The sequence below is a fragment of the Paenibacillus sp. QJM3NY_38 genome (genome assembly GCF_056173265.1).
Map to the genome: position 1 here is coordinate 6089781 of NZ_CM149665.1, position 24906 is coordinate 6114686.

At 52.6% G+C, this 24906-nt stretch carries 14 protein-coding genes; 5 read left to right on the forward strand and 9 right to left on the reverse strand.

Annotation, left to right across the window (positions count from 1 at the left end):
* Nucleotides 1–308: 308 nt before the first annotated feature.
* The 3 genes from gltB to AC0VZ8_RS28205 all read right to left on the reverse strand — a co-directional run bounded on the left by gltB (nucleotide 309) and on the right by AC0VZ8_RS28205 (nucleotide 8511).
* The gene (gltB, locus tag AC0VZ8_RS28195) at nucleotides 309–4904 is read right to left on the reverse strand and encodes a glutamate synthase large subunit (protein WP_475485145.1); all 4596 of its coding nucleotides are present in this window, start codon (nucleotides 4902–4904) and stop codon (nucleotides 309–311) included.
* Between the two features lie 559 nt (nucleotides 4905–5463).
* Nucleotides 5464–7731, reverse strand: coding sequence for a YhgE/Pip family protein (locus AC0VZ8_RS28200; RefSeq protein WP_475485146.1), 2268 nt, complete (start codon nucleotides 7729–7731; stop codon nucleotides 5464–5466).
* Nucleotides 7732–7929: 198 nt separating this feature from the next.
* Nucleotides 7930–8511, reverse strand: a complete 582-nt coding sequence (locus AC0VZ8_RS28205) for a TetR/AcrR family transcriptional regulator (protein ID WP_071222484.1) — start codon at nucleotides 8509–8511, stop codon at nucleotides 7930–7932.
* A gap of 330 nt (nucleotides 8512–8841) precedes the next feature.
* On the opposite strand from AC0VZ8_RS28205, the gene AC0VZ8_RS28210 reads away from it, so the two are divergent.
* On the forward strand, nucleotides 8842–10017 hold the full coding sequence (locus AC0VZ8_RS28210) for an MGDG synthase family glycosyltransferase (RefSeq protein ID WP_475485147.1): 1176 nt from the start codon (nucleotides 8842–8844) through the stop codon (nucleotides 10015–10017).
* Between the two features lie 53 nt (nucleotides 10018–10070).
* Here the strand turns inward: AC0VZ8_RS28210 and AC0VZ8_RS28215 are convergent, their stop codons facing one another.
* The 3 genes from AC0VZ8_RS28215 to thpR all read right to left on the reverse strand — a co-directional run bounded on the left by AC0VZ8_RS28215 (nucleotide 10071) and on the right by thpR (nucleotide 12372).
* Entirely contained in the window at nucleotides 10071–10754 is a 684-nt protein-coding gene (locus tag AC0VZ8_RS28215) for a metal-dependent hydrolase (RefSeq protein ID WP_475485148.1), read from the reverse strand.
* A 42-nt stretch (nucleotides 10755–10796) separates the two neighbouring features.
* Nucleotides 10797–11693 carry a cell wall hydrolase gene (locus tag AC0VZ8_RS28220; RefSeq protein WP_475485149.1) on the reverse strand — a complete coding sequence of 299 codons (897 nt, stop codon included), beginning with the start codon at nucleotides 11691–11693 and terminating at the stop codon, nucleotides 10797–10799.
* A 97-nt stretch (nucleotides 11694–11790) separates the two neighbouring features.
* Nucleotides 11791–12372: an RNA 2',3'-cyclic phosphodiesterase gene (gene thpR, locus AC0VZ8_RS28225; protein ID WP_475485150.1), complete on the reverse strand. Its 582-nt coding sequence runs from the start codon at nucleotides 12370–12372 to the stop codon at nucleotides 11791–11793.
* Between the two features lie 302 nt (nucleotides 12373–12674).
* Between thpR and AC0VZ8_RS28230 the strand changes: the two genes are divergently transcribed.
* On the forward strand, nucleotides 12675–13628 hold the full coding sequence (locus AC0VZ8_RS28230) for a D-2-hydroxyacid dehydrogenase (RefSeq protein ID WP_475485151.1): 954 nt from the start codon (nucleotides 12675–12677) through the stop codon (nucleotides 13626–13628).
* Nucleotides 13629–13801: 173 nt separating this feature from the next.
* Nucleotides 13802–14113, forward strand: coding sequence for an MGMT family protein (locus AC0VZ8_RS28235; protein WP_071222479.1), 312 nt, complete (start codon nucleotides 13802–13804; stop codon nucleotides 14111–14113).
* Between the two features lie 13 nt (nucleotides 14114–14126).
* Here the strand turns inward: AC0VZ8_RS28235 and AC0VZ8_RS28240 are convergent, their stop codons facing one another.
* The 3 genes from AC0VZ8_RS28240 to AC0VZ8_RS28250 form a co-directional block, all read right to left on the reverse strand.
* On the reverse strand, nucleotides 14127–15107 hold the full coding sequence (locus AC0VZ8_RS28240) for a TRM11 family SAM-dependent methyltransferase (protein ID WP_475485152.1): 981 nt from the start codon (nucleotides 15105–15107) through the stop codon (nucleotides 14127–14129).
* Nucleotides 15108–15127: 20 nt separating this feature from the next.
* A complete protein-coding gene (locus tag AC0VZ8_RS28245) occupies nucleotides 15128–16255 on the reverse strand; it encodes an MsnO8 family LLM class oxidoreductase (protein WP_475485153.1) in 1128 nt (375 codons plus the stop codon).
* A 110-nt stretch (nucleotides 16256–16365) separates the two neighbouring features.
* Nucleotides 16366–17781 (reverse strand): deoxyguanosinetriphosphate triphosphohydrolase family protein, encoded by a 1416-nt coding sequence (locus AC0VZ8_RS28250; protein WP_071222477.1) that lies wholly within the window; start codon nucleotides 17779–17781, stop codon nucleotides 16366–16368.
* A 423-nt stretch (nucleotides 17782–18204) separates the two neighbouring features.
* Between AC0VZ8_RS28250 and AC0VZ8_RS28255 the strand changes: the two genes are divergently transcribed.
* Nucleotides 18205–19524 carry a polysaccharide lyase family 7 protein gene (locus AC0VZ8_RS28255; RefSeq protein ID WP_475485154.1) on the forward strand — a complete coding sequence of 440 codons (1320 nt, stop codon included), beginning with the start codon at nucleotides 18205–18207 and terminating at the stop codon, nucleotides 19522–19524.
* Between the two features lie 97 nt (nucleotides 19525–19621).
* Entirely contained in the window at nucleotides 19622–24607 is a 4986-nt protein-coding gene (locus AC0VZ8_RS28260) for a CBM96 family carbohydrate-binding protein (protein WP_475485155.1), read from the forward strand.
* The last annotated feature ends 299 nt before the right edge of the window (nucleotides 24608–24906 follow it).

The following is a 24906-nucleotide window of genomic DNA, read 5'->3' on the forward strand; positions in this document are numbered from 1 at the left end:
CTCGCTTATCTATAATTTCCTCTCCATCCCAGCTGCCAATGCTTGTTGAAATTACCATGTATACAGCAACAACCTATTAAACAACTTACTTACCAATATTATAACGAACGAATCCACATGATGCTGTCGTCTTATGGAGCCTTTGTCCTATGCTTCCGGTTCTAATTTTGTCGAATTTTCTTTTGGAATATTTTGTTGAATATTCAAATTTCTCAATGATACTAGCGTAACTTACTTATATATGAAAAAAAACCACATTGCATTCATTAAAGAACACAATGTGGTTTCAGCTGATATAACGTCAGATATTAGTTCCCTGTACGAGCCAACTCTTTCATATTCGCCTCAAATGCGGCGAGAAGCGCAGCTTCACCTGCCAGCCCTTGGTCTTGAGCCTTCTCGATATGGAGCAGCATGCGTTTGTAATCCTTCGGAATGATACGGACAAAGCGGCTCAGCGCCTGATCCCAATCCCCTAGAATTTGCTGTGCAGGCACACTGCCCGTGTACTGCTCATGCTGCTGAATAAGATGATGGAGTGCTTCCGCTTCTGCGGTTTCCTCTACGCGCTCAAGGAGTACCATCTCCAGATTGCAGCGATCCACAAAAGTTCCTTCAGGATCATAGACGTAGGCCACGCCGCCGGACATCCCAGCCGCGAAGTTCCGTCCGGTTTCACCGAGAACAACTACCCGGCCGCCGGTCATGTATTCACAGCCATGATCGCCGACGCCTTCAACCACAATGCTCGCACCCGAGTTACGAACGGCAAAGCGCTCGCCGGCAATGCCTCTTACATAGGCTTCGCCGCCTGTAGCACCATAAAACGCAGTATTACCGGCAATGATATTCTCCTCGGCTTTGAAGGTTGCTTTCGGTGAAGGCTTCACGATCAGTTTGCCGCCGGAAAGGCCTTTACCGATATAGTCATTCGCATCTCCTTCAACCGTCAGTGTCATCCCTTTCGGCACAAAGGCACCAAAGCTCTGGCCTGCGGACCCCACGAAGTTAAAACGAATCGTGTCTTCCGGCAATCCGGCAGCGCCGTATTTGCGCGTGACTTCACTGCCTAGAATCGTACCCACTGCACGATCCACGTTTGTGATCGGGAAGGTGCCTTCCACCGCCGCTCCCGATTCCAATGCAGGCGCAGCGCTGCCAAGCAGCGAACGCATATCCAGCGTTTCTTCCAGGCCATGATTCTGTCTTTGACTGCGATAGCGAGTGCTGCCTTCCGGAAGCTCCGGCGTATACAGCAATGCGGAGATATCCACGCCTTGCTTCTTCCAGTGATGATCTGCTTTGACGGCATCCAGGCAGTCGGTACGTCCAATCATCTCATTAATGGTGCGGAAACCCAGCTCTGCCATCAGCTCGCGCATGTCTTGAGCGACAAAGCGCATAAAGTTGGCAACATGCTCCGGATCTCCTGTAAAGTTCTTACGCAGCTCCGGATTCTGAGTGGCTACGCCAACCGGGCAGGTGTCCATTTGACAGACACGCATCATGATACATCCGATGGCAACCAATGGTGCCGTAGAGAACCCATACTCTTCGGCTCCAAGCAGAGCCGCTACCACCAAGTCGCGCCCGTTCAGCATTTTGCCATCCGTCTCGAGCACGACGCGGTCACGCAGATTGTTCATGATGAGCGTCTGATGGGTTTCGGCAAGGCCAAGCTCCCAAGGCATACCGGCATGACGGATCGAGCCTTGCGGCGAAGCCCCCGTACCGCCATCGTAACCGCTGACCAGAATGATATCCGCGCGGCCCTTCGCAACACCTGCAGCGATCGTACCCACACCCACCTCGGATACGAGCTTCACGTTGATATCCGCACGCGGATTGGAGTTCTTCAGGTCGTAAATAAGCTCTGCCAAATCCTCAATGGAGTAGATATCATGATGCGGCGGCGGCGAGATCAGGCCAACACCCGGCGTCGAACCACGAACCTCGGCTACCCAAGGATACACTTTACGGCCCGGGAGCTGTCCGCCTTCGCCCGGCTTCGCGCCCTGCGCCATCTTAATCTGGATTTCGTCCGCGTTCACCAGGTAGTTGGAGGTTACGCCGAAACGTCCCGAAGCCACCTGCTTGATGGCGCTGCGGCGGGAATCGCCGTTAGCATCCGGGATGAAACGGGCTGGATCCTCTCCGCCTTCACCCGTATTGCTCTTGCCTCCGATGCGGTTCATCCCGATCGCAAGGCTTTCATGCGCTTCCTTGCTGATCGAGCCGAATGACATCGCGCCCGTTTTGAATCGGCGCATGATGGATTCTACGGATTCAACCTCATCCAGTGGTACCGGCTCGCCGACCGGCTTGATTTGGAGCAGTGAGCGCAGCGTAAGATGCTGCTCATTCTCACCTTTCACAAGCTCTGCGTATTTCTTGTAAGTTGCATAGTCATTGGTGCGGACCGCCTGCTGCAGCAAATGGATGGTTCTCGGGTTGAACAAATGCTCTTCCCCGTCAGCTCTCCATTGATATTCGCCGGCTGAATCCAGCGCTTTATCGTTCCCGTCCTTATCGGTAAAGGCACGCTCGTGATGGGCCAAGGCTTCCTTGGCCACTTCTTCCAGACCGATCCCCCCGATACGGGACGGCGTCCGTGTGAAATAGCTTTCTACGAAATCTTCTTTGAGGCCGACAGCCTCAAAGATTTGGGCTCCACGATAAGATTGGATCGTGGAGATCCCCATTTTCGATAAAACTTTAACGACGCTCTTGCTTGCCGCTTTAATGTAATTCTTCACGGCTTTCTCATGCGAAATCCCGCGAAGCATGCCTTCCGCAATCATGTCATCCAGTGTTTCGAACGCCAGATACGGGTTGACCGCGCTCACGCCGTAACCGAGCAGCAGCGCGTAATGATGTACTTCGCGAGGCTCACCGGATTCAAGCAGGATCGCCACCTTGGTCCGGGTTCCCTGACGGATCAGATGATGGTGGAGTGATGATACGGCAAGCAGCGATGGAATCGCCGCATTGTCTTTATCCACCCCGCGGTCCGACAAGATCAAGATATTATGGCCCTTGGCGATGACCCGGTCCGCTGCCTCGCAGAGGGTATGGATCGCCTGACGAAGCCCTTCTGCTCCTTCCGCTGCCGGGAAGAATATCGGAATGGTCATGGACTTGAAGCCGGGACGGCGAACGTGGCGCAGCTTCGCAAAATCTTCATTCGATAGCACCGGCGAATCCAGACGGATGTGACGGCAGCTTTCGGGCTCGGGCTTCAGCAGATTGCGCTCCGGACCGATCGTTGTTGCCGTTGAAGTGACCAGTTCTTCACGAATCGCATCAATGGGCGGGTTCGTCACCTGGGCGAACATCTGCTTGAAGTAGTTGAACAGCCGCTGCGGACGGTCGGATAACACTGCAAGCGGTGCATCGTATCCCATGGATGCGACAGCTTCGGCACCCGTGATCGCCATCGGCTCGATGACTTTGCGCAGCTCCTCATACGTATAACCGAAGGCTTGCTGCAGCTGACGTACATTTTCATGCTTCGGATCCGGCAGTTCCGGCGCGTCAGGGAGATCATGAAGCTCTACCAGATGCTCATCCAGCCATTCAGAGTATGGAAGTTCCGCGGCGATGCTTGCTTTGACTTCTTCGTCAGAGATGATCCGACCTTCCTTCGTGTCAACGAGCAGCATCCGGCCGGGACGCAAGCGGTCCTTGTACAGCACGTTTTCCGGCGGAATATCCAGAACGCCCGCTTCGGAGGACAGAATGATCAGATCATCCTTTGTTACATAATAACGGGATGGACGCAGTCCGTTCCGGTCCAGGGTAGCCCCGATCTGAACGCCGTCCGTGAACGCCATCGCAGCCGGGCCGTCCCATGGCTCCATCAGCGTGCTGTGGTATTCATAGAATGCTTTTTTGGTCTTATCCATGCTCTCATGGTTGCTCCACGGCTCAGGAACCATCATCATGGCCACATGCGGCAGGGAACGGCCGCTGAGATACAGGAATTCAAATGTATTATCGAACATCCCGGTATCGGATCCGTCCGGGTTGATGACAGGTTTAACCTTCTCGAGATCGCTTCCGAACAGTTCATGCTCGAACAGCGACTGACGGGCGTGCATCCAGTTTACATTCCCGCGCAGCGTGTTGATCTCGCCGTTGTGAATCATGAAGCGGTACGGATGCGCGCGTTCCCAGCTTGGGAACGTGTTCGTACTGAAACGGGAGTGAATCAGCGCAATAGCGGATTCCAATCCCTCTTGCTGCAGATCCAGGTAAAATTCCCCTACCTGCTCCGTCGTTAACATACCTTTGTATACGATCTTCCGGCAGGACAGGCTGGATACATAGAAGCTGTCGCCTTCGGGCTTTCCGCTGTAACGGATAGCCAGCTCGGCGCGGCGGCGGATGACATACAGCTTGCGCTCGAACGAGAGATCATCCTGAATGTCGGAACTTCGTCCGATGAACACTTGGCGGACGTACGGCTTTGCCGCTTTTGCGGATTTACCCAGCATTTCATCATGGGTCGGGACATCACGAAATCCGAGCAGGGTCTGGCCTTCTTCAGCAATAATCGAAGCCAACTGATCCTCATGGGCCGAGCGGACAGCAGGGTCATGGGATAGGAACAGCATGCCGGCACCATAATGCCCGGCTTCCGGAAGCTCAAAGCCCAGCTTCGCTGCTTCGGCGGAGAAGAAGGAGTGAGGAATTTGCAGCATAATCCCAGCTCCGTCACCGGAGTTCGGCTCGCTGCCCTGTCCTCCGCGATGCTCCATATTAGCAAGCATGGTCAGCGCGCTGCTTACGATTTCATGGGATGGCTTACCCTTGATATGGGCAACAAATCCCATACCGCAAGCATCTTTTTCAAACTGCGGATCATAGAGGCCCTGTTTCTGGGGAAAATCAGTATGTTTCATAAGATGCAACCTTTCTTTGTATAGAATAAAATGCTGCTGATCAATAACGGAAAACATAAAGGTTGGACATCAATCCTCTCCTGCAGTGTGACACACTGTCTTGAGGTGATGCAGTATTGTGCAAAAGCGGCAAGGGGTAACATTTACCTGACACGTAAGATTTATTAGTTCTATATATTTTATCACCGTCATACAGTGCAGGCAATTCAAAGTTTTTATGAATTTGATAAGAATTGTTTTTATGAGAGTTATCACAATACACAGTTAAAACTTATGTAGAATAGTGCAAAAAAACATGCAAATAAAACATTCCGAACAGGCGTTTTTGTTCACCTTATCTCATTTCCACGACCATCCGCTCATCTTTTTCCCTTCACCTTCTCTCCAACGGGAGGGGCAAGTGATCATCATCACCATGATCCAATATAAGATGATGCGACTCTAAGGTCGGTTCTCCATGGCCACGCTCACGCTACACCCGAGCATCAAAAAAAGGACTTCCCCAAGATCTGCTCGACCATCGGGAAAGTCCTCTTCCTTCATATAATAGATATCTTGCTTATGCAGTCAACGCTGTATTGGCGTCTGCTGCTTTCTTGTTATTTCGGGTAACCAGGAAGTACACGGCGGTCAGTGCCAGGAATACGAGACCGAATCCAGCCAGCACACCCACATTGGCCCACATGCCGTCGAAACTTCCTGTGGATATGACGTCCTTGTAGCCTTTTACGCTGTAAGTCATCGGCAGCAGCGGATTCAATGCCTTCATCCAGTTCGGAATCAGCTCTACCGGGAACGTGCCTGCGCTTGTTGTCAATTGGAGGATCAGGATAACGATGACGACGAAGCGTCCAGGCTGATCCAGCCATGTGACGAACATTTGCACCAGGAACATGAACGACAAACTCGTAATGATGGAGAAGAGATAGAAGAGCGGAACGCTCTGTACCTCAAGCTTCAATCCGTACAGCATAACGACCGATGCCAGAAGCGCTTGAATCAATCCCATACCGGCAAAGGACAGCGTACGGCTGACAAACCGGTTCCAGCCCGATGCATTCGGTACCGACGCACTGCGGATCGGCAAGATAATCGTACAGAGCAGAGCTCCGACAAACAAACCGAGCGACAGGAAGTATGGTGCGAATCCCGTACCGTAGTTCGGCACTTCGTTCACTTTGTGCTCTTCAACCTGTACCGGTCCGGCAAACATGGTGACCGTTTCGTCGGTTGTTTTGATATCGCCTGTCTTGTCGGCAGCCTCGTTCAGCTTGCCTGCAAGCTCTCCGCTGCCTTCCTTCAATTCACTCATCCCGTTTACCAGCTCACCGGCTCCGGAATCCAGCTTTTTCGAGCCGTCGGCAAGCGTTGTAACGCCACTTCCGAGCTTGCCCGCTCCTCCTGCAAGCTGCTGTGTGCCTTGCGAAAGGGTGGCTGCTCCGCTTGCGAGCTGTTTACCGCCAGCTGCTGCTTCGCTCAGCTTCGTGCCGAACAGCTTCATGCCGTCAACCAATTGGCTTTGGCCGGCGCTCAGCTGTTTGGCACCAGCCAGCAGCTCTTGACCGCCAGCTGCGAGCTGTTTGCCGCCTTCAGCCAGCTGATTCGCTCCTGCGCTCAGCTTGCCTGCGCCTTCCTGCAGCTGCAATGTGCCTTGATTCAGCTCGGCTGCGCCTTGTGCCAGCTGTTTCTGACCGGCATTGAGCCCGCTTGTGCCGTTGGCAACGGATTGGCTTGCAGCCAGCAGCTGCTGAACCTCCGGACTTTGCGCCAGCTCCGGATTGCTTTCAGCCAGCTTCTTCATTCCGTCTGCAACGGCCTTGGCGCCTTGCTCCAAGGAAGCCGTAGCCTCCAGCGATTGATTCAGCCCGGTTTTCAGGCTGCTGCTGCCTTCATGAGCGCTTTTCGCGCCTGCGGCAAGCTGGGCCGCCCCTGCCTGATTGGCTTGGAGGCCATCATTCAGAGTGGTGCTGCCGGCTGCGGCAGATTCAATCCCCGCTTGCAGCTTGGCACCGCCCTTGCTAGCTTCCTCAGCTCCCGCTTGCAGCTTGCTGTGACCCGCTTTAAGCTGATCCAAGCCGGAAGCGAGAGTGCCGGCTCCTGTGTTCAACTTGCCCGCACCGTTATTCAGCTCCTGCACGCCTTTGGTCAAAGGCGCGATTCCATTCTGAAGCTCCTGTGTGCCGCTGACGAGTTTAGCCAGATTTTCCTTTAGCTTCACGGCACCGTCATCCAGCTTCACGGCACCTTCGGATATCTTGGTTGCACCGTCTCCAGCTTCGCTCAAGCCATCCGATACCTTGGCTACTTGATCGAACAGGGTTTCCGTATAGGCTTCCGTCACTTTCGCGGACACCTTGGACTGAATCTGCTTCACCGCAGATCCGCCGATCTGGGCCGCCAGGAAGTTGTAGCCTTCATTCGGCTCAAATACGATCTGCGCAGGCTGCGGATGTTCATCCATTAAGGTTGTTGCCTGCTGGGAGAAATTCTCGGGGATGCTGATGGTCATGTAGTACTTGTTATCCTGCATGCCCTGCTCCGCTTCCTGCCGATTAACGAATTGCCAATTAAAATCTTTTCCCTTCTTCAGCTCGGCAACCAAATCCTCGCCGGCGTGAAGCGTCTTTCCTTCAAAAACAGCGCCCTGGTCGTTATTGACGACCGCAACGGGCAAATCCTCCATCTTCCCGTACGGGTCCCAGAAGGCCCCGAGGAACATACCGCTGTACATGACCGGTATGAACAGCACCGCGATGATCGGAATCAATATTTTTTTATTCCGAACGGCAGCCCCAAGATCTTTTGCAAATACAGATAATGACTTCATCCCAGTCTCTCTCCTTTTTTCTCTAGATAACCAGCCGACATGAATCTGCATCAGAGCAGATCACATTCCAGTACAAAATGACCAATATCCTCAATCAGTCAGTTTAGGCCAAAAAAAACGATCCCTGGCAAGGAAGACGATCCCTCAAAGCCTAGAGAGTCCGCCTTCCTCATCACGAAGGAGGTTCCTGTATTCTTCTTATGAAGTAGCCTTCAACCCGTCAGCCAAGAACACCATCATATATTCCTTGATCTGTTCCTTGCTTAGCGGCTTGTGAAGCTGATTGAAGTCCGTCGTGAGGGCAACGTACAGTTTCAGCATCACGAAGGATACCACTTGAGCATCCAGCGGCTTGAGCTCACCGATCGATATGGCCTGCTCCACAATTCCCTCGAGATATCCGACGATCCCGTTCTCCACTTTCGTCAATCCTTCATGCGCCTTCGGCGTGCCAATATCCCGCACCTCTTGCGATAGCTTAATGAACAGCTCATGCTCGCCTCGGAATTCAAGCAGCGCATCCAGCACCCGATACAGATTGTCGAAGAAATCTCTGTCCTTCCGGATCTCCCGCTCGGCAATACGCTTCATCTCCATAATGGCCGACAGCAAAATCTCGTCAAACAGCTCATCCTTATTCGTGAAAAACGTGTAGATCGTACCTTTCCCTACATTTGCAATCTTCGCCACCTGTTCCATCGTCGTCGCTTTATATCCGAACAAAGCAAACGACTTGGAGGCAGCATCCAGCACCTGCTTCCGACGGTCTACAGCTGACATGCTTACCCCTCCTTCTTGATCTTTTAGATTGGCCTTCAATTCAAAACTGACCAAAATACTTTTTCGGTCATTCGGTCAAAAATCACTTTACCAGATAATCGGTGGCATTGCAATATCTTTTCGTTAAATTTTTTAATATTCTGAATGCAGGGTTCAAATTTTATCATGACGTCTAATGTAAGGGTACACTCTGACTCCCAGCCGTAAAATAATTGAAATGCTTTTCCCTTTTGCGCGTATACTTATGATGCATACTCTTTTTTTTCGCGCCGCTCTTCAAAAAATGATTCCTGTTTTGTAAGATAGAGGGAGAAAGAAGTAGGTGAAACCATGCGATACACAAGAGTGCTCCTCTTTTCCGAGGGTTTCGGCACAGGTCATACGCAAGCAGCGTATGCGCTGGCTGAAGGTATACAACGGATGAATCCCGGCATCCACTGCCGTGTCATTGAGCTCGGCAATTTTTTGAATCCAACCGTGGGGCCGTTAATCTTATCCGCTTATCGAAAAACCGTCAGCACCCGTCCGCGCCTTGTCGGCATGCTGTACCGTTCGCAATATAAGAAATCGCTAAACCGTTTGACGCGGCTCGCGCTGCACCGTATATTCTACGCGCAGGCTCAGCAGGTCATCGAGCAGCTGAAACCGGATCTTATCATATGTACCCACCCCTTCCCTAACGCCGTGGTCTCCCGCCTGAAGCGTCAGGGACTCGAGGTTCCGCTCTATACGCTGATTACCGACTATGATGCCCATGGCACCTGGGTCAATCCGGAAGTGGATGAATATCTCGTATCAACGCCTCATGTGAAACAAATGCTGCTACGGCGGGACATTCAGCCCGAATTCGTTCATGTGACCGGCATTCCGGTGCATCCCAAGTTCTGGGAAAGGGGCAATCGGGAAGCGCTTCAAGCCGAGCTTCAATTAAAAAACATGCCAACCGTACTGATTATGGGGGGCGGTTGGGGTCTCGTATTCAACAAGGAGCTGCTCAGCAAGCTGGCCAGCAGGGCCGATGATATCCAGCTGGTCTTCTGTATGGGACAGAACGAGAAGCTGGTTGCCAGCATGCGTGAGGACCCGATCTTTCAGCATCCCAACATTCATGTTCTCGGGTACCGCGAAGATATACATAACCTCATGGAAGTGTCGGATTTGCTCATTACCAAGCCAGGCGGGATGACGTGTACAGAGGGAGCCGCCAAGGGAATTCCCATGCTGTTCTATGAGCCTATCCCGGGACAAGAAGAAGTGAATTCCCATTTCTTTGTCAGCGAAGGCTATGCGGAAATTTTGGACTCTCCTTCCGTGATCGACAAATGGCTGAACCTGCTGTCCGATCATTATGATCAGGTGAGTAAGAAACGTAATGGAGCCGACCGGCGGCGCATACCGCATCTGGAGCCCGACCACTGCGCCAGCCAGGTAATGGGATTGCTGACCGAAGGGCGCATGCCCGATCGTCGTGAGGAAGCCATCAAACTGTTGGCGGACCAGCCCTGATATCTATAGCATGCTCTATAATTCCGCTTTGAACTTTTATATGAAAAATCCATCTATATTTCCAGCGTTTCTCCAGCCTTCAATGGATGTCCCTGAATGCCTGTTTTGGCTAGTTCGTCGCAGAAGGCCCCTGCATCCTGTTTAATGCCCGGGAACGTGTCATAATGGACTGGGATTACATGCTTCGCACGAATCCACTGTGCAGCCAACAGGGCGTCCTGTGGGCCCATCGTCAATAAATCCCCAATCGGCAGCGCAGCTGCATCAATTTGCTTCATCTCTCCGATCAACCGCATATCGCCAAACAAACTCGTATCGCCCGCATGATAGAATGTTTTCCCGCCCATCGTAAGAATGACGCCACCAGGCTGCCCTGCATAGATCCAGGTGTCCCCTACCGAAATGGATGAAGAATGAAAGGCCGGGGTAAACTTCACCTTAAAGCCATCGAATTGCGCGCTTCCGCCGATGTTCATTCCATGGGATTTGGCGCCCAGGCTGCCGCAATACACGGCGAGTTCATAGACTGCGATAATCGGGCAATCATTCTGCTTCGCAATCTCGATGCAATCGCCAAAATGGTCGGAGTGCCCATGCGTCAGCACAACCGCATCCACCTTTACGTCCTTGGGCTCAATGCCGGAGCCTGGATTCCCTGATAGCAGCGGGTCGATGATCACACGAACTCCGCCTTCTTCCACCAAAATGCTAGAATGGCCGTAATACGTAATATTCATGCTTAAACACACCTCCTACATCCTAGTTTACCCATATGGGCACTACTTGTAAAAAGAGTGATTTCCTATTTTTTTAACAAATGTTCTTGAATGATGTACCGTCAGGTCCTGAGCCAGCTTCAAAGACAGGAAGAAGTACGTATCGTCCTTTACCTCTTTTTGGCCATGAAGTGCCGCATTCACGGATTTAATCGTCTCTTTGTTCGGCTTGACACGTTTAAGACGCCCGTTCGCTACAGGACTAAATTGGTGCTTTTGATAGATGACATCGGTAATCGTATCGGGAAAATTAGCGGACCGCAGCCGGTTTAAAACAACGTTAGCAACGGCTACTTTGCCTTCGTACGGTTCGCCTTCCGCCTCTGCCATGACAATCTTCTGGAGCAGAAGCAGTTCTTCAGCTGACAAATCATAGGTCCAGGTCGCTTTGGCTTTCTGATCCTGGGTTAACGTATTTGTTCTTGTGAAGAATAAAGTTGTGGGGGGTGTTAAGCTTTCAGTCTGAGATTTGACGACATGCGTCCCCTTTTGTTTTGCCGGTTTCCCGTCCGCAGCCTGAGATTTCGATGGTTTCTTTTTCTCATCTGCAGCCTTCAATGCTTGTTGCGAGTTCCAATATCCGTTTTCAGCCAAACCTATGCCTTTTGTATTTGAAAAAGCATGACTCTTGCTCCCCGGCTTATTCCACTCTTGGAAAACAATTGAAGACAAAATATTGACAGGTTCCCTATCCTGCCTGGTACTCGCGTCTTTTACTAATAGATCAGGGTCATTTACAAGAGCCGGGGCAGCCGTAACGAATTTCGGCATATCCTGCTGCTGTTCTTCCCCTTCCGCCTTTGTCTGCATTCCAAGTAAACTTATAAGAGACAAACTCACAAAGAGCGCTCCGATGAGCAGCGCAACCCAGCGATTTTGCCGTAGCACTTTCATAACCATATTTTTCCTCCTATGATGTCGGCACATTCCTACACTATGTAACCACATTTTTAGGCGTTGAAAACATGGTAATTTTATGAACATTCTATTTTCAGTTTCAGAAAATGGTCGAAAGCCGCGCCACACCTACTGTTTCGTACATTGGAGTTGCATGCAAATTTGTTCGAAAAAGAACGAGCTGCTGCACTTCCCACTGGATGGGCCTGGGTCCTGTTCCGATAACATCCAATGAAAATTTGTGGTTTCCTTGAAATTTCCGGCCAACCGTAATATGCGGACGAAACGGTCGCTCCTCCGGGACAAATCCGAAAGCCTCCATCCTCGATACCACCGATTGCTGAAGCTGAGACAGAGCATTCAAATCCCCGCCGACTCCCGCCCATAAAATTCTTGGCGAGACGCTTGCCCCAAACACGCCGGCATCATAAAGGCCAAGCTTGAAGGGCTTATGCTCCTTAGCGACTTCCTGCAGCGCCGCTGTGAGCTCAGTTATGCGATTTGACGGCGTATCGCCTAGAAACTGTAAGGTTATGTGGTAATCCTGCGGATGAACCCATTTTTTAAAAGTTACCTGCTCCCCCAATGTTTCCGTCCATTCCTGAATTCGGGACGACACCTCCGAAGGCAGATGGACGGCAACAAATAAACGATCCATAGCTCCCTCAGCCGAATGGCTCAACTAAGACACTTCCTTCCAATCTCTTTTATCCTAAGCAGCCGCTTGGCCGCAATAAGCACCATGTTTTCTTGGTTCGTTTATAGTTTGAGCAACAATACCTAAAAATAGTATGAGGGGTGCATCAAATTCGCCTAAAAATATGATGAAGCTTCAATTTACCATAAACCGGACAAAAATTCATGTACAAATTTTCCAATCGGGACAGTTCGTCCATGCGCAAAATGATGATTTCTGATAATATGTTCCCAAAGAGTTTAACACTTTTATTCTGGTTTATATCACATTCCTTAGGAGGTAGCACCATGCCGAAAATCGTTGCCATACACGACTTAACCACGGAACAACAGCAAAAAATCAGGGATATCGCCCCTCACTACGAGCTGCTGGTTACGAAAGCGAAAGAGCTTACGCCAAGCATCGTTCAGGATGCCGAAATCATGATTGGCTGGTCACGCTCCGTACAGGAGGATATATTGTCTGCGGACAGTAACCTGAAATGGATTCAAGCATGGTCAGCCGGTGTCGATAAAATGCCGCTCAAAGAGCTCGAAGAAAAGGGCATTCAGCTTACCAATGCCAGCGGCGTACATAGCGTTCCGATCACGGAGCATATTTTTGCGATGATTCTGGCCTTCACGCGCAACCTTCATCTAGCCATTCGACAGCAATCGAACAACAAATGGGATACGTCCGGCACGTTCACGGAATTGGCAGGCAAAACCATCGTCATCGTCGGCGTCGGCCAGATCGGCAGTCATACAGCGCGCGTGGCCCAGGCGTTCGGTATGCGGACCGTCGGGGTCCGTCATTCCGGCAAATCCGATCCTTATGTGGAAGCGATGTATAAGGTCGATCAGCTCGATGAAGCGCTGGCTGAAGGTGATTATATCGTGAACATCCTGCCGCTCACGGATGATACCCGCGGACTGTTCAATGAGGCAAGATTCTCGGCGATGAAGGACTCCGCCTTCTTCGTTAATGTGGGCCGGGGTCAAACCGTAGTAACCGAAGACATGATTCGGGCACTTCAATCCGGAGCCTTAGCAGGTGCTGGACTGGATGTCTTCGAGGAAGAACCGCTTCCTTCAGACCATCCGCTGTGGTCCATGGACAACGTCATCATGACCCCGCATATGGCGGGCGATACGGATCGCTACGGCGAGCGTGCCGTGGATATTTTCCTGGAGAATTTGCAGAATTATGTAGGCGGTAAGCCCCTGTCGCGAAATGTAATCGACTATAGCAAGTCGTACTAAGACCAGGTAACAAGTTCTTAAACACAGCTTTTATCCTGCTCTCAAAGGAGCCGGGAATCGATCGTGCAACAAAGACCACAAGATCTATACAACAAAAGGAACGTCCCGAGGTTTTCATTCCTTCCGGGACGCCCCTTTTTATCTACATTTATACGCAATGGGAGAGAGAATCGATGCAGCCGTATACGGAACGTGTAATTGAAGTGATCCGGAGCATTCCGGAAGGATATGTCATGACGTACGGACAGGTGGCCAGACTGGCCGGCAGCCCAAGGGGCGCACGACAAGTCGTCAGAATACTTCACACCCTCAGTCACATTCACAAGCTGCCGTGGCATCGGGTCGTCAACGCAAAAGGAGAAATCGCCATCAAGGACGATGAATCCAGACTCATGCAGGAGCTGTACCTCCAGGATGAAGGCGTTGCTGTCAATCCCAAAGGCATCATCGATTTAGAGAAATATCGTTATGACCCTGGAGAATAGATAGGTGGCACCACTATTCGCACAACCAGATATCCCTCACAAAACTCCCCTTGCGGGTCGTGCAATGACGCAGGACCTTCCAGCCCGTGCTCATCAGCAACTCGTGTAATGGCTCTGTGCTGACGATGACAGCTCGATCTGACAACCGACGTAAGCTTTGCAGCATCTGCAGCTTCTCTCCCTCCGGGAAAACAGAACACAGATTATACGGCAGATCCAGGATCGCGGCATCATAATGCCCTTGCAATGTATTCATATCCTGAATGGCAACTTTGTTGTCATCATAACCGTAGTGCCTCAGATTCACCCTCGCTCCCCGAATGGCAAGCGGATTGATGTCACGCCCCTCGGCCGCGATTCCCATCGAGAACGCCTCGATTAATACATTCCCCATGCCGCAGCAGGGATCCAGGAGCGTCACTTCGCTTAATCGAGGAACTGCCAGGTTGACCAGTGCCCTCGCGATGCGCGAGCTGAGGCCTGTGGAGTAATTTTGCGGCTTCTGTTTATGCTTCAGCCATGCGCGTTCAGGTTCATGAAGGAGTCCCAATCTCCAGATGCCGCCTGTTGATATCATACCGAGCGTGACATCCGGGGCTTTCATCTGTGCAATTCCTGTAGTTTGGCGGCCTACCACCCGCTCATACCCGCGTGATTGTTCATAACTGAACCGATCTCCCGCCTTGAGACAGACGACTTTGAAGCTTGCGTGGTTAAGATGAATGCGGTCTGCTTGCTCGGCCATTTCTTCGATGGATTCTCCAGTCATCCTGACGTCGATACAGGCTGATAAGAACGGGCTCCGATCCGGATCAACCCATTGCTCGCTTACCAGCCAATCCTCACCGTCAGGCTCATGACCGAACAGCTCCGTCAGCTCCATCAAGCACAGCTCACGCTCCGTTTCATGACAGGCATACGTGTACAGATAAGTGGACTTATCGCTTATGAAGGATGGACCAAAAGTAATGTCATTATCGTTTGAATGCATCATTTAATTTCGTCTCTCTTCTATTATATATGTGCAGCAGTTGACTGCTGCTCCATTAACAGCCGATAGGATTCCAGCCGTGCATTGTAATCACTTACCGGCGTGACGATCAGGAACTCGTCACACCGATACTGCTTTGCCATATGCTGCAGTCTGTTTCGCACACTTGCAGGCGTGCCGATGATCAGCCGCTGGGATGGGCCTGACGAATCGGAACCGGACGGGGCCGGATCTCCGGATTCTGACGCTGAATTCCCTTGAGGATCCCCTTCATGGATCGTGGCTGCTGTTCTGCCACTGGAATGTGTATCGCCGCCGCTCCCACCAATTTCTGCTTGTCCGATCGCAGCCAAGACTGGGCTTTGTTCATGATCGGCCGTTTCCTTACGGCCCGTCGATACGCTGCCCTGCCCTGGTCGGGGTATTTCCGCGGCAAGCTTCTGCGCCTGTTCCTCCGTCGCCGCGCATACCACGCTTACCGCCACCATTGCGCGCGGTTCATGCTGATGAGCGCTTGGCCGATAAGCTTCCCTGTAAGATTGGAGAACTTCCGCCCCGTCTGTATCGCTCATAAACTGGCCGAATACATAGCCCGTACCGAATTCAGCCGCATAACCCGCACTCTTCGTATTCGTGCCGAGCATCCACATTACGGGCGGGGTTACGGGCACCGGCTTCGCAGCAACCGGCACGTCTTCGTAGCGATAACGATCCTCCAGCAGTTCGGTTAATGCCCGAATCCGCTGTGGCAAATCCGCCACATGACCCAGAAAATTTCCGCTGAGCGCCATACTCGTATGCGCCGAACCTCCCGGCGCCCGCCCAATCCCGAGATCGATGCGTCCGGGGTACAGCGCTGCCAGCATGCGGAAATTCTCCGCCACCTTCAGCGGGCTGTAGTGGGGCAGCAGCACGGCCCCGGAGCCGAGCCGAATGCGCGCGGTCCTAGCGCCGATATGGGATAGCAAAATCTCGGGCGATGCACAGGACAAATGCTCCAGATCATGGTGCTCTGCCGCCCAGTAGCGCCCGTAGCCCCATGCTTCCGCATTCTGAGCCAATATCACCGCCTGCTGCAAGGCTTCTTCGAACGTACTCTCTCCAAAACGCGGAACCAGATCAAGCACGCTCAGTTTCAATTGGTTATTCATACAATCCCCCTTTCCGTCAGCATTTCAACTTCCTATAGAATAGAATGCAGGTTCATTAGCAGGTGGTAGCTGAACCATTATCAACGCAACCACACACCTGCTCGCCGCTGCTAATCCAAATCGTAGATCGAGCCTACCTTGAGGCCATACAGCTCGTTGTAGATTTTCTCGGCAAAAGCGTCCGTCATGCCCGCGATATAATCAATCACCATATGCTCCCACGTCCAGATCGGCTGCGCCCGCTTCTGGTCCGCTTCATAGCGCTGAAGCCAGTCGGACGGAATGATCGCCGTTGAGGCGACAGGATCCAGAAAAGCATCCCACAAGCGCTTGATGATCCATTCGCTCCGCTTCTGCAGGCGCTGCACCCGCAGGTCGCGAATCATGGTCACCCAGGCAAAACTCTTCAGGACGCTGACTGTACGTAGCATATCCTCATCTTCCACGCCGTCTTTGACAAACGTCACCTTTTTCCAATCCCCGTTCGTAATTACGCCCAAGCTGCCTACAAACAGGCTAACCCAGTAGGCCTTGACCTCCCGTCGGGTACGGGAATAGTCATTCTCGCAGGTCGGCATTTTCTCGTTCCAGATTTTCAGAAACTCGTCCAGCACCAAATCCACTTTCGGTTGGATCTGCTCCTTGGTCCATCCCTTCCATACCTCATCTTCCAGTGTCATGATCTTCTGCACGATCAGTTTGTTCAAGTGACTGTCCCGCAAAAAGTGTTCATGCACCTCGATCTTCCCGGCTTTGATGCCATCCTCCAGATCATGCGCGGAATAGGCGATGTCATCGCACAGATCCATCAGCTGCGCTTCGAGCGTTCGATGCGTGCCGGGAATTTGCCACTCCTTTCGGATATGGGAGATGTATTCCCATTCATGACGGTACATCCCCTTGTGATTATCCAACCCGGAGAACGGATATTTATTGATGCCAAGCAGCACCGCATCGGACAGATTGAGTCCGTTAACGTTCTCTCTTTTCTCCAAAAACATGATCAGCCGAAAATTGTGCGCATTCCCTTCAAAATGCTCATACTTGCGCCGCATCGCCTGCTGTACCTCGGCTGCCTGCTCCGGTGTCGGCGTGCCCGGCTGACGTGTCAGCTCCTTCTCGGTTCTCCGGTCAATATGTTTCTCCAGAATGCCCTGCAGCACCTCTTCGCCCTTGTGACCGAATGGAGGATGCCCAAAATCATGCGCGATCGCCGCGCATTCCACCACCTCGGGGTCAATCATCAGCCCTGCGTTCTCCGCCTGTTCCGGCATCACTTCAGGGTAATTGCGGGTCAGGCTTCGCGCTGCTTCACGCGCAATCTGTGCAACCTCAAGCGAATGCGTTAAGCGCGTCCGGTAATAATCGCCGGTGCCGGCACCGAATACCTGTGATTTTCCTTGCAGCCGGCGGAACGTCGGCGAATGGATCAGGCGCGAATAATCCCGCTCATATACCGCGCGCGAAGCATCCGACTTCGTTTGCTCCGGATATTGGCGATGCTCTCTAAGCTCCTTCAGTGTCATTTATCCCACTCCTGTTTTATCTGTATAGGGTCGATTCGAAATCGTTCGTTCTTTAGATTATATGCCATCCGGCAGCTGAAAGAAAAATATGATTCCCAAGTAAACCCGTTCCTCCTTGTATACCCGAATCGTGTCATACGTTATCCACCAGACACGATATTCCCGTCAGGGTGGTGGAGCAAAACATTAACAAGATGATTTGCAATCTCCAATACGCTATTTCGCACCCACAGGAGGCAGAAGCATCAATAATTCCTCCATTATGCAAAAATGCCAAGCGCTTATAGGATTAACACAAGACCTGTGCGCGCATTCTTGCTACGTTGTTAGGTAAGCGCTGTCATTCCTGTCTTAAAGCGCACCACGGAAAGGAGGGAAATGATAATTCATAAGGGTTTTCACCATTATACGGGAGGGATTGCTGTGAAACGAAGGCATGCTTTTTCGAAAAAACTAACGTTCTGCCTACTCAGTGCAGCCATAGTGTTTGCTCCTCTGTTTGAAGGACGCGGATTGGCCGCCGGAGAGAGCGAATACTCGGTTTCCGCATCGGCAAGCAGCTATGACTCTCGCTGCGCTTGCGATGCATCCAAAGCGGTGGACGGCAGTCTTAGCACACGCTGGTCCGGCGAAGGTGACGGCAGTTGGCTGAGGCTGGATCTAGGATCTGTCAACCCGGTTTCAATGGTTAAAATCGCGTTTTACAACGGAGATTCGCGCAATTTCACCTTCGATATTCAGACCTCAACCGATGGCTCCAACTGGATTCAGGCACGGAACACTGTCACTAGCGCTCAAAACAACCAGCTGCAATCCTTCCCCATCCCCGTCGTGGAAGCCCGGTATGTACGCATTGTGGGCTACGGCAACACCTCCAATGACTGGAACAGTTACACTGAGGTCGAAATTTGGGGAGGTACTGCGGATGGAGGAGGTGGAACCCTTGACCCGGCTAAACCCCCTTCGGGCAACTTTGACCTAACCAAATGGAAAATCACCCTGCCCGACGCGTCCGAGATCCAGGCCGGAACACTCGCCAGCGGGTATGTGCATCCGGATTGGTTCTATACCGATCCCGTCACCGGCGGCATGGTATTCACATCGCCTAATATCGGCGAGACCACCGCGAACAGCACTTACACCCGATCCGAACTTAGGGAGATGCTGAATCCGTCGACAAACAGCGCCTCCTCATGTGCCAACAACTGGGTAACCTCTACCTCCTCCCCATCCATAAAATCTCAGGCAGGCGGCGTGGACGGAACGATGAATGCTACCTTACGCGTGGATCATGTCTCCGTCAGTGGGAACGAAGCCGATAAAATCGGCCGCGTCGTGGTCGGGCAAATCCATGGCCCCAGCACCGAACCGATACGGCTCTATTACCACAAGCGTCCTTCGGACAGCAAGGGTGCCGTTTATTTTGGAACCGATGACCTGGACAACAACAACACCTGGGTGAACATTCTCGGCGGACCGAACCAGCTAAATCCTGCAAACGGCATTGCCCTTGGCCAGAAATGGAGTTATGAAGTCAAGGTGACCGGGCTTCTTATGACAGTGAAAATAACCCCTGAGGGCGGATCGGCCACCACCGTGACGCATACCCTCCCTAGCGGTTATAACGATAAGTATCTGTACTTCAAAGCCGGCGTCTACAACCAAAACAAATCGGATACCACTCCTGATCAATCCGATCATGTCAAAGCCACCTTCTTCTCCCTTACCCGCATGCACCGCTGACATCCACTAGCCTAATCCCATCCCGGGGCAGTCAAACGACGGCTTCCGGGTTTCTTAAACGAGCTTCATACACCCATATTGAAAAGCGAGGGATGAAATGTTGAAAAAGAAACTTAACCGGATCTCATGCCTGATCCTCTGCCTTCTGATCGTAATGAGCATCATGGTTTCACCAGCGCAGCTTATGGCCGTATCGGCACAACCTGCGGCAGAGGTTGATCTTGCGGATGAATCTTTTGCATCGAATTCCGATCCCCTGCCGGAACCAGAAGGGCCGGATATTCTCTTCTTCTCCGATAATTTTGATTCGGAGCGCTACGGAACCACGGGTGGTGTCGTCATTCCGCTGCCTTGGGTTCAGACCGGGGATGGCGGGAGTAAAGCCAAAACCTCCGTATCCAGCAGCGCGCCGTCCACGCCAAACCTTATGAAGATCGATGTAACCGACTCCGTCTATCTGCCTGTCAATACGACGGGGTATGGCAACATTAAGCTGAGCTATTATACGCGAGCCTCATCCTATGTCAGCGGAAGCATTGTGGCCGAGTGGTCCGGTGACGGCGGAGCGACCTGGAGCACGCTGGAGGAGTTTAAACTGGCCCCGGGAACGCCCGAAGCGCCGCGCAGCGAATCCAACACGCTGAAGACTTGGACGCTGCCGCCGGAAGCAAGCAGCAACCCAAATGTACGAATCCAGTTCCGGGTAGGTGATCCGATGAACGCGAATATGTACATCGACAGCGTCTCGCTGTCAGGCCAGGCCATCCCCGGCATTCCGCCTGCGGTCGATCCCGTGCCTGAACCCCCGCCGACCGAAACCGGCCCATACCCTGCTCCGGAAGGCGTAACCCTTTATGAGGATGTTCTGATCGGCAAAGCCGGCGACCGGGACCTCTATACGTCCATCGCTGTTCCGAGCACGCCGCCAGCCGAGCCTATGCCGGTCATGATCTACATTCACGGCGGAGGCTGGAATAAAGGCGACCGCAAAAACGCCCTGGGCAGCATTTGCAACTATGTCCTTAAACGCGGGTACATCGGCGTATCCTTAAGCTACCGCCTAACCCCCGAAGCGCCTTACCCGGCCCAAATTCAAGACGTGAAACTGGCCATCCGCTATTTGCGCGCCCATGCCGAGCAGTACCACATCGATCCGAGTCGTATCGGCGTTTGGGGAACTTCGGCGGGAGGGCATCTCGCTTCCCTGCTGGGAACGACCGGAGACCTGACCATGGAGGATACGGTTACGCTGGATACCGGAGATACGGTTCATCTGCCCGATATCGAAGGCACGGGAGGCTGGCCGGAATACTCCACCAAGGTGCAGGCTGTGGTGGAATGGTACGGACCGGCCGATTTCACGACTGATTTTGCTGACCGCTACAGCTCGGTCACGAAACTGCTCGGCGGGCATAACGCCCTGTCCGTTCCGATTGAAGCACGGCTTGCCATGCCGGGAACGTATGCCACTCCTGATGATCCGCCGTTCTGGATCCGCCATGGAGACGCGGATGCCACCATCCCATATACCGACAGCGTGACCTTCGCCGATCAGTTGACCGATGCCGGAGTGCCGGTCGTGGATTTTGAGATCGTGCCCGGCCAGGGCCACGGTTTTACCGGAGAAGCCAAGGCAATCGCGGATGCCGAAGCTTGGGCCTTCATGGATCAGCACGTGAAGAATCTGGAGGTAACGACACCGATCCTCTACAAGGACGGCTACACGCCGCCTGATCCGACGGATCCTACAGATCCAACCAATCCAACGGACCCGACCGATCCTACAGATCCCTCTCCGGGCGTTCCCGTTGAGGTTGGCCGTTTGGGCCCTACAGACGATGCCCTAATCGACAGCTCTAAACCTGATACCAATATCAACTCGGCTACCGGCACAAGTATCGGACTTCTCAGCGTATCATCCGGTACAACCAACAAAAAGGTTGTCTATTTCAAATTCGATGCTTCCACCCTGAGCGACCCTGACTACCGCTACGAATTTCAGGTCGCTGCGAAAAAAGGCACCAGCAACACGAATCTAGAACTCTCCCTTTATGGAATCGAGGACACCGCTTGGAATGAAAACGATCTAACCTGGAACAATGCGCCCGTGAACAGCCTCGATCCGGCCGCTTATGTGGGATCGTTTACCGTAAAGGCCGAGAATAGCGGCCGGCCGGAGGTGTACAGCGTCGATGTGACGGATTATGTCCGCAGTCATCTAGCAGATGGCAGCGTATCGTTTCTCCTTGCGGATGCGGCCCAAACCGGTGTCAGCGTCAATATCTATACCAAGGAAGCCAACGGCTCCAGCAATCCAAGGCCTGTGTTGGTCGTAAGCGAGTTGGTGGATTCTAGTCAGGATACGACGCCGCCGTCCTGGCCGCACGGAAGCCGCCTGTCCGTCAGCAGTATCGGCGAAGATTATGTGCACCTGGCATGGCCTTCGGCGGAAGACAACAAGTTGGTTGCGAAGTATAACGTTTATCAAAATGACGTCAAAGTAACGGAGCTGAGCTCCGACATCACCCGCTATGAAATAGAAGGACTGTCTCCGCACACGGAGTACAGCTATAAGGTCGAGGCCGTGGATGCCGCCGGAAACGTCAGTCCGGTTCCGCTTACGTTGTCGGTTACGACGCTTAGCGCTCCCTTAGCCCCTTGGCCTGTGACCTCGGTCACGGCAAGCGGCAGCGATGGCAACATCGAGGATAATACCTTGGACCAGAATCTGTACACCCGCTGGTCTGCCGCCGGCGACGGTCCGTGGATCATGTACGATCTCGGCGAGGCCCGGGACATCGGCTACCTGGGCATTGCCTTCTATAAAGGGAACGTTCGCGCTACGGAGATCGATATCGAAACCTCAGATGACGGCGTGTCCTGGTCTCCCCTGTTCAACGGTTCGAGCAGCGGAACCACCACCGCGATGCAGCCTTTTAACGTTCCGGACACGAGTGCACGTTACGTGAAGCTGACCGGGCGCGGAAATTCGGACGGCAGTGCCTATACGAGCCTGACGGAGGTCCATATCTATCCGCCTTTCGCTAACGGGGATACGCCCGTGGCGATCATTCCGGATTTTGTGCCGCAACCACCGGAAGGAACCGTCCCTTTTACCGCTCCCGGCATGAAAAATGCGGACGGGAGCAACCATCCGGTGCATCAGGCTTTTGTTGCTACCGGAAGGACGTTGAACGTGGTCGATTACGGAGCAGATCCTGCAGACAATGCTTCGGACGATCGACCGGCAATTCAACGAGCGATAGATGAAGCAGTCCCGGGAGACGAGGTGTTTTTCCCGAATGGCGTATACAACTTAAACAGTACTCCAGATGGCCTGACCAATCTAATACTGAAATCGGAGGTCAATTTACGGGGGGAAAGCCAGAACGGCGCGATCCTGAAGACCTCGCTGAACAAGGTCCGGAACAGCACGATGCTGAGATCCGCCAAGCAGCATGATCTGACCATCTCCAATCTGACGCTGACCTCCGCTTGGGAAGGTCAATATACGACCGATCACAGAATCAACAACCCGGATGCCGGCGGTCCGGACATGATGATCATTGCCGCTAATTATGGCGAGACGCCATCGTACAACATCACGATCGACAACGTGACGATCGAGAAATTCAGCCGCATGGGTGTCCGCATCGAGAACAGCCATGACATCGTTGTCCGCAACACCACGTTCCGAAATGCCACGGACCTTGGACCGGGCGGTGCCGGGTACGGTGTATCCATTCAGGGCGTGCCAAAGGTCGACCGCAATGGGTTTGCCAATGATACCAGGTGGAATCTGGTCGAGGACTCATCCTTCGAGGGACCTTACCTTCGTCACGGCGCACTCATTCAATATGTGGCCCATAACAATGTGATCCGGCATAATGAATTCCACCAAGTCCGGCTGGATGCAATTGATCTGCACGGGGAGCTGGAGTATTTTAACGAGATTCACAATAATCTTATCACCGACATGCCGTATGGCGGCGGCATCGGTATCGGGAATACCGGGGGAACCGCCCCGACCAATCACAGTAAATCCGGCCCGCAAAACTATGTTCACGACAACATGATCCGCAATGCGCGGGAAGGCATCGTCGTATCAATGGGATCGCCGGATACCATCATCGAGAACAACCGGATCGAGAATACCGCCGATATTCCTAACGCGGCAGGCATCAACATTTTGAACGGGCCGGGCACGATCATCAAGGGCAACACGATCCGCCAGAACACCGCCGAGCATTATTGGGGCATCCTGCTCGAGCACGACAACGGGGACACCAACGCGGGAGGCATCGGAGCCGGAGACCCGGAGAACGTGCAGATTCTGAACAACACCATCACCGGTAACAGCAACGGGATTCAGCTCAAGGCAGGCCGGAATATCAAGCTAAGCGGCAATGCGCTGGATAACATAGGAGAGAACTTTACCGCCGCACCGGGTGTCACGTATACCGATCTCACCGTGGGCTTGGAGTACAGCACGACGGCCTCGACGAATGGAGACGTTGTTGCAGCCTTAGTCTCGGAGAGTCCAATTACCGTCATTAATAACGGCGGATCTCCAACTTACAAATTTACCGAGAACGGTTCATTTACCTTCGAATATGAGGATGCAGACGGCAATGAAGGCACCGTTACGGCAACCGTATCGAACATCGATAAAATCGCCCCGGTGCTTACGGTTACACTCTCGCCTTCCGTACTAAAAGCGCCGAACCACAAAATGGTCGATATTCACGCTGACCTCGAATCCAGCGATGAAGGCTCCGGCGTTGCGTCAGTCGTGCTGACCTCTATTACCGTGGAGAGTGCGGGCGGCAAGGGGCATAGCAGAGATACATCGGAGATTGTGAACGGTAAAGATAAGGATATGGGTAACAGGGAAAGCAAAGACAATCGAAGCGCCGGGGGACGGGATATACAAGATGCCGAGTTCGGCACCTATGATACCCATTTCCGGCTGCGCGCAGAGAAGTCGGAGCGTGGCCAAAGCCGAATCTACACCGTTACTTATACTGTGACGGACCATGCGGGGAATCAAGCGCAAGGGGTGGGGACGGTGAGGGTGAAGTGAGCTGGGTTGTATTGTTAAGTAACAAACGATGAGGAGCATGTTATTATGAGTTTACGTAGTGAATTATTATTAAGGTGAATGCACGGACAGGAATTCATCGAACAATCAAGCATGACATTCGTCGGAAGGGTAAGGAATGTTCGAATTCACTAATAACGAACGATTCCGGGAAATGAATAACCGAATCTACTAGTAAAACACTAACTGATATATATCTACCCATACAACAAAAGCTGCCCATACCGCTCTAACGGTTGGGCAGCTTTATTGTTCAAAATAACGCTTCATTATATAGATGT

Coding starts and splice junctions, on each gene's coding strand:
- AC0VZ8_RS28250 (WP_071222477.1), bottom strand. CDS start 17,781: ATGACACTGAAGGAGCTTAGAGAGCATCGCCAATATCCGGAGCAAACG.
- AC0VZ8_RS28245 (WP_475485153.1), bottom strand. CDS start 16,255: ATGAATAACCAATTGAAACTGAGCGTGCTTGATCTGGTTCCGCGTTTT.
- AC0VZ8_RS28200 (WP_475485146.1), bottom strand. CDS start 7,731: ATGAAGTCATTATCTGTATTTGCAAAAGATCTTGGGGCTGCCGTTCGG.
- AC0VZ8_RS28210 (WP_475485147.1), top strand. CDS start 8,842: ATGCGATACACAAGAGTGCTCCTCTTTTCCGAGGGTTTCGGCACAGGT.
- AC0VZ8_RS28235 (WP_071222479.1), top strand. CDS start 13,802: ATGCAGCCGTATACGGAACGTGTAATTGAAGTGATCCGGAGCATTCCG.
- AC0VZ8_RS28260 (WP_475485155.1), top strand. CDS start 19,622: ATGTTGAAAAAGAAACTTAACCGGATCTCATGCCTGATCCTCTGCCTT.
- AC0VZ8_RS28205 (WP_071222484.1), bottom strand. CDS start 8,511: ATGTCAGCTGTAGACCGTCGGAAGCAGGTGCTGGATGCTGCCTCCAAG.
- gltB (WP_475485145.1), bottom strand. CDS start 4,904: ATGAAACATACTGATTTTCCCCAGAAACAGGGCCTCTATGATCCGCAG.
- AC0VZ8_RS28215 (WP_475485148.1), bottom strand. CDS start 10,754: ATGAATATTACGTATTACGGCCATTCTAGCATTTTGGTGGAAGAAGGC.
- AC0VZ8_RS28220 (WP_475485149.1), bottom strand. CDS start 11,693: ATGGTTATGAAAGTGCTACGGCAAAATCGCTGGGTTGCGCTGCTCATC.
- AC0VZ8_RS28230 (WP_475485151.1), top strand. CDS start 12,675: ATGCCGAAAATCGTTGCCATACACGACTTAACCACGGAACAACAGCAA.
- AC0VZ8_RS28240 (WP_475485152.1), bottom strand. CDS start 15,107: ATGATGCATTCAAACGATAATGACATTACTTTTGGTCCATCCTTCATA.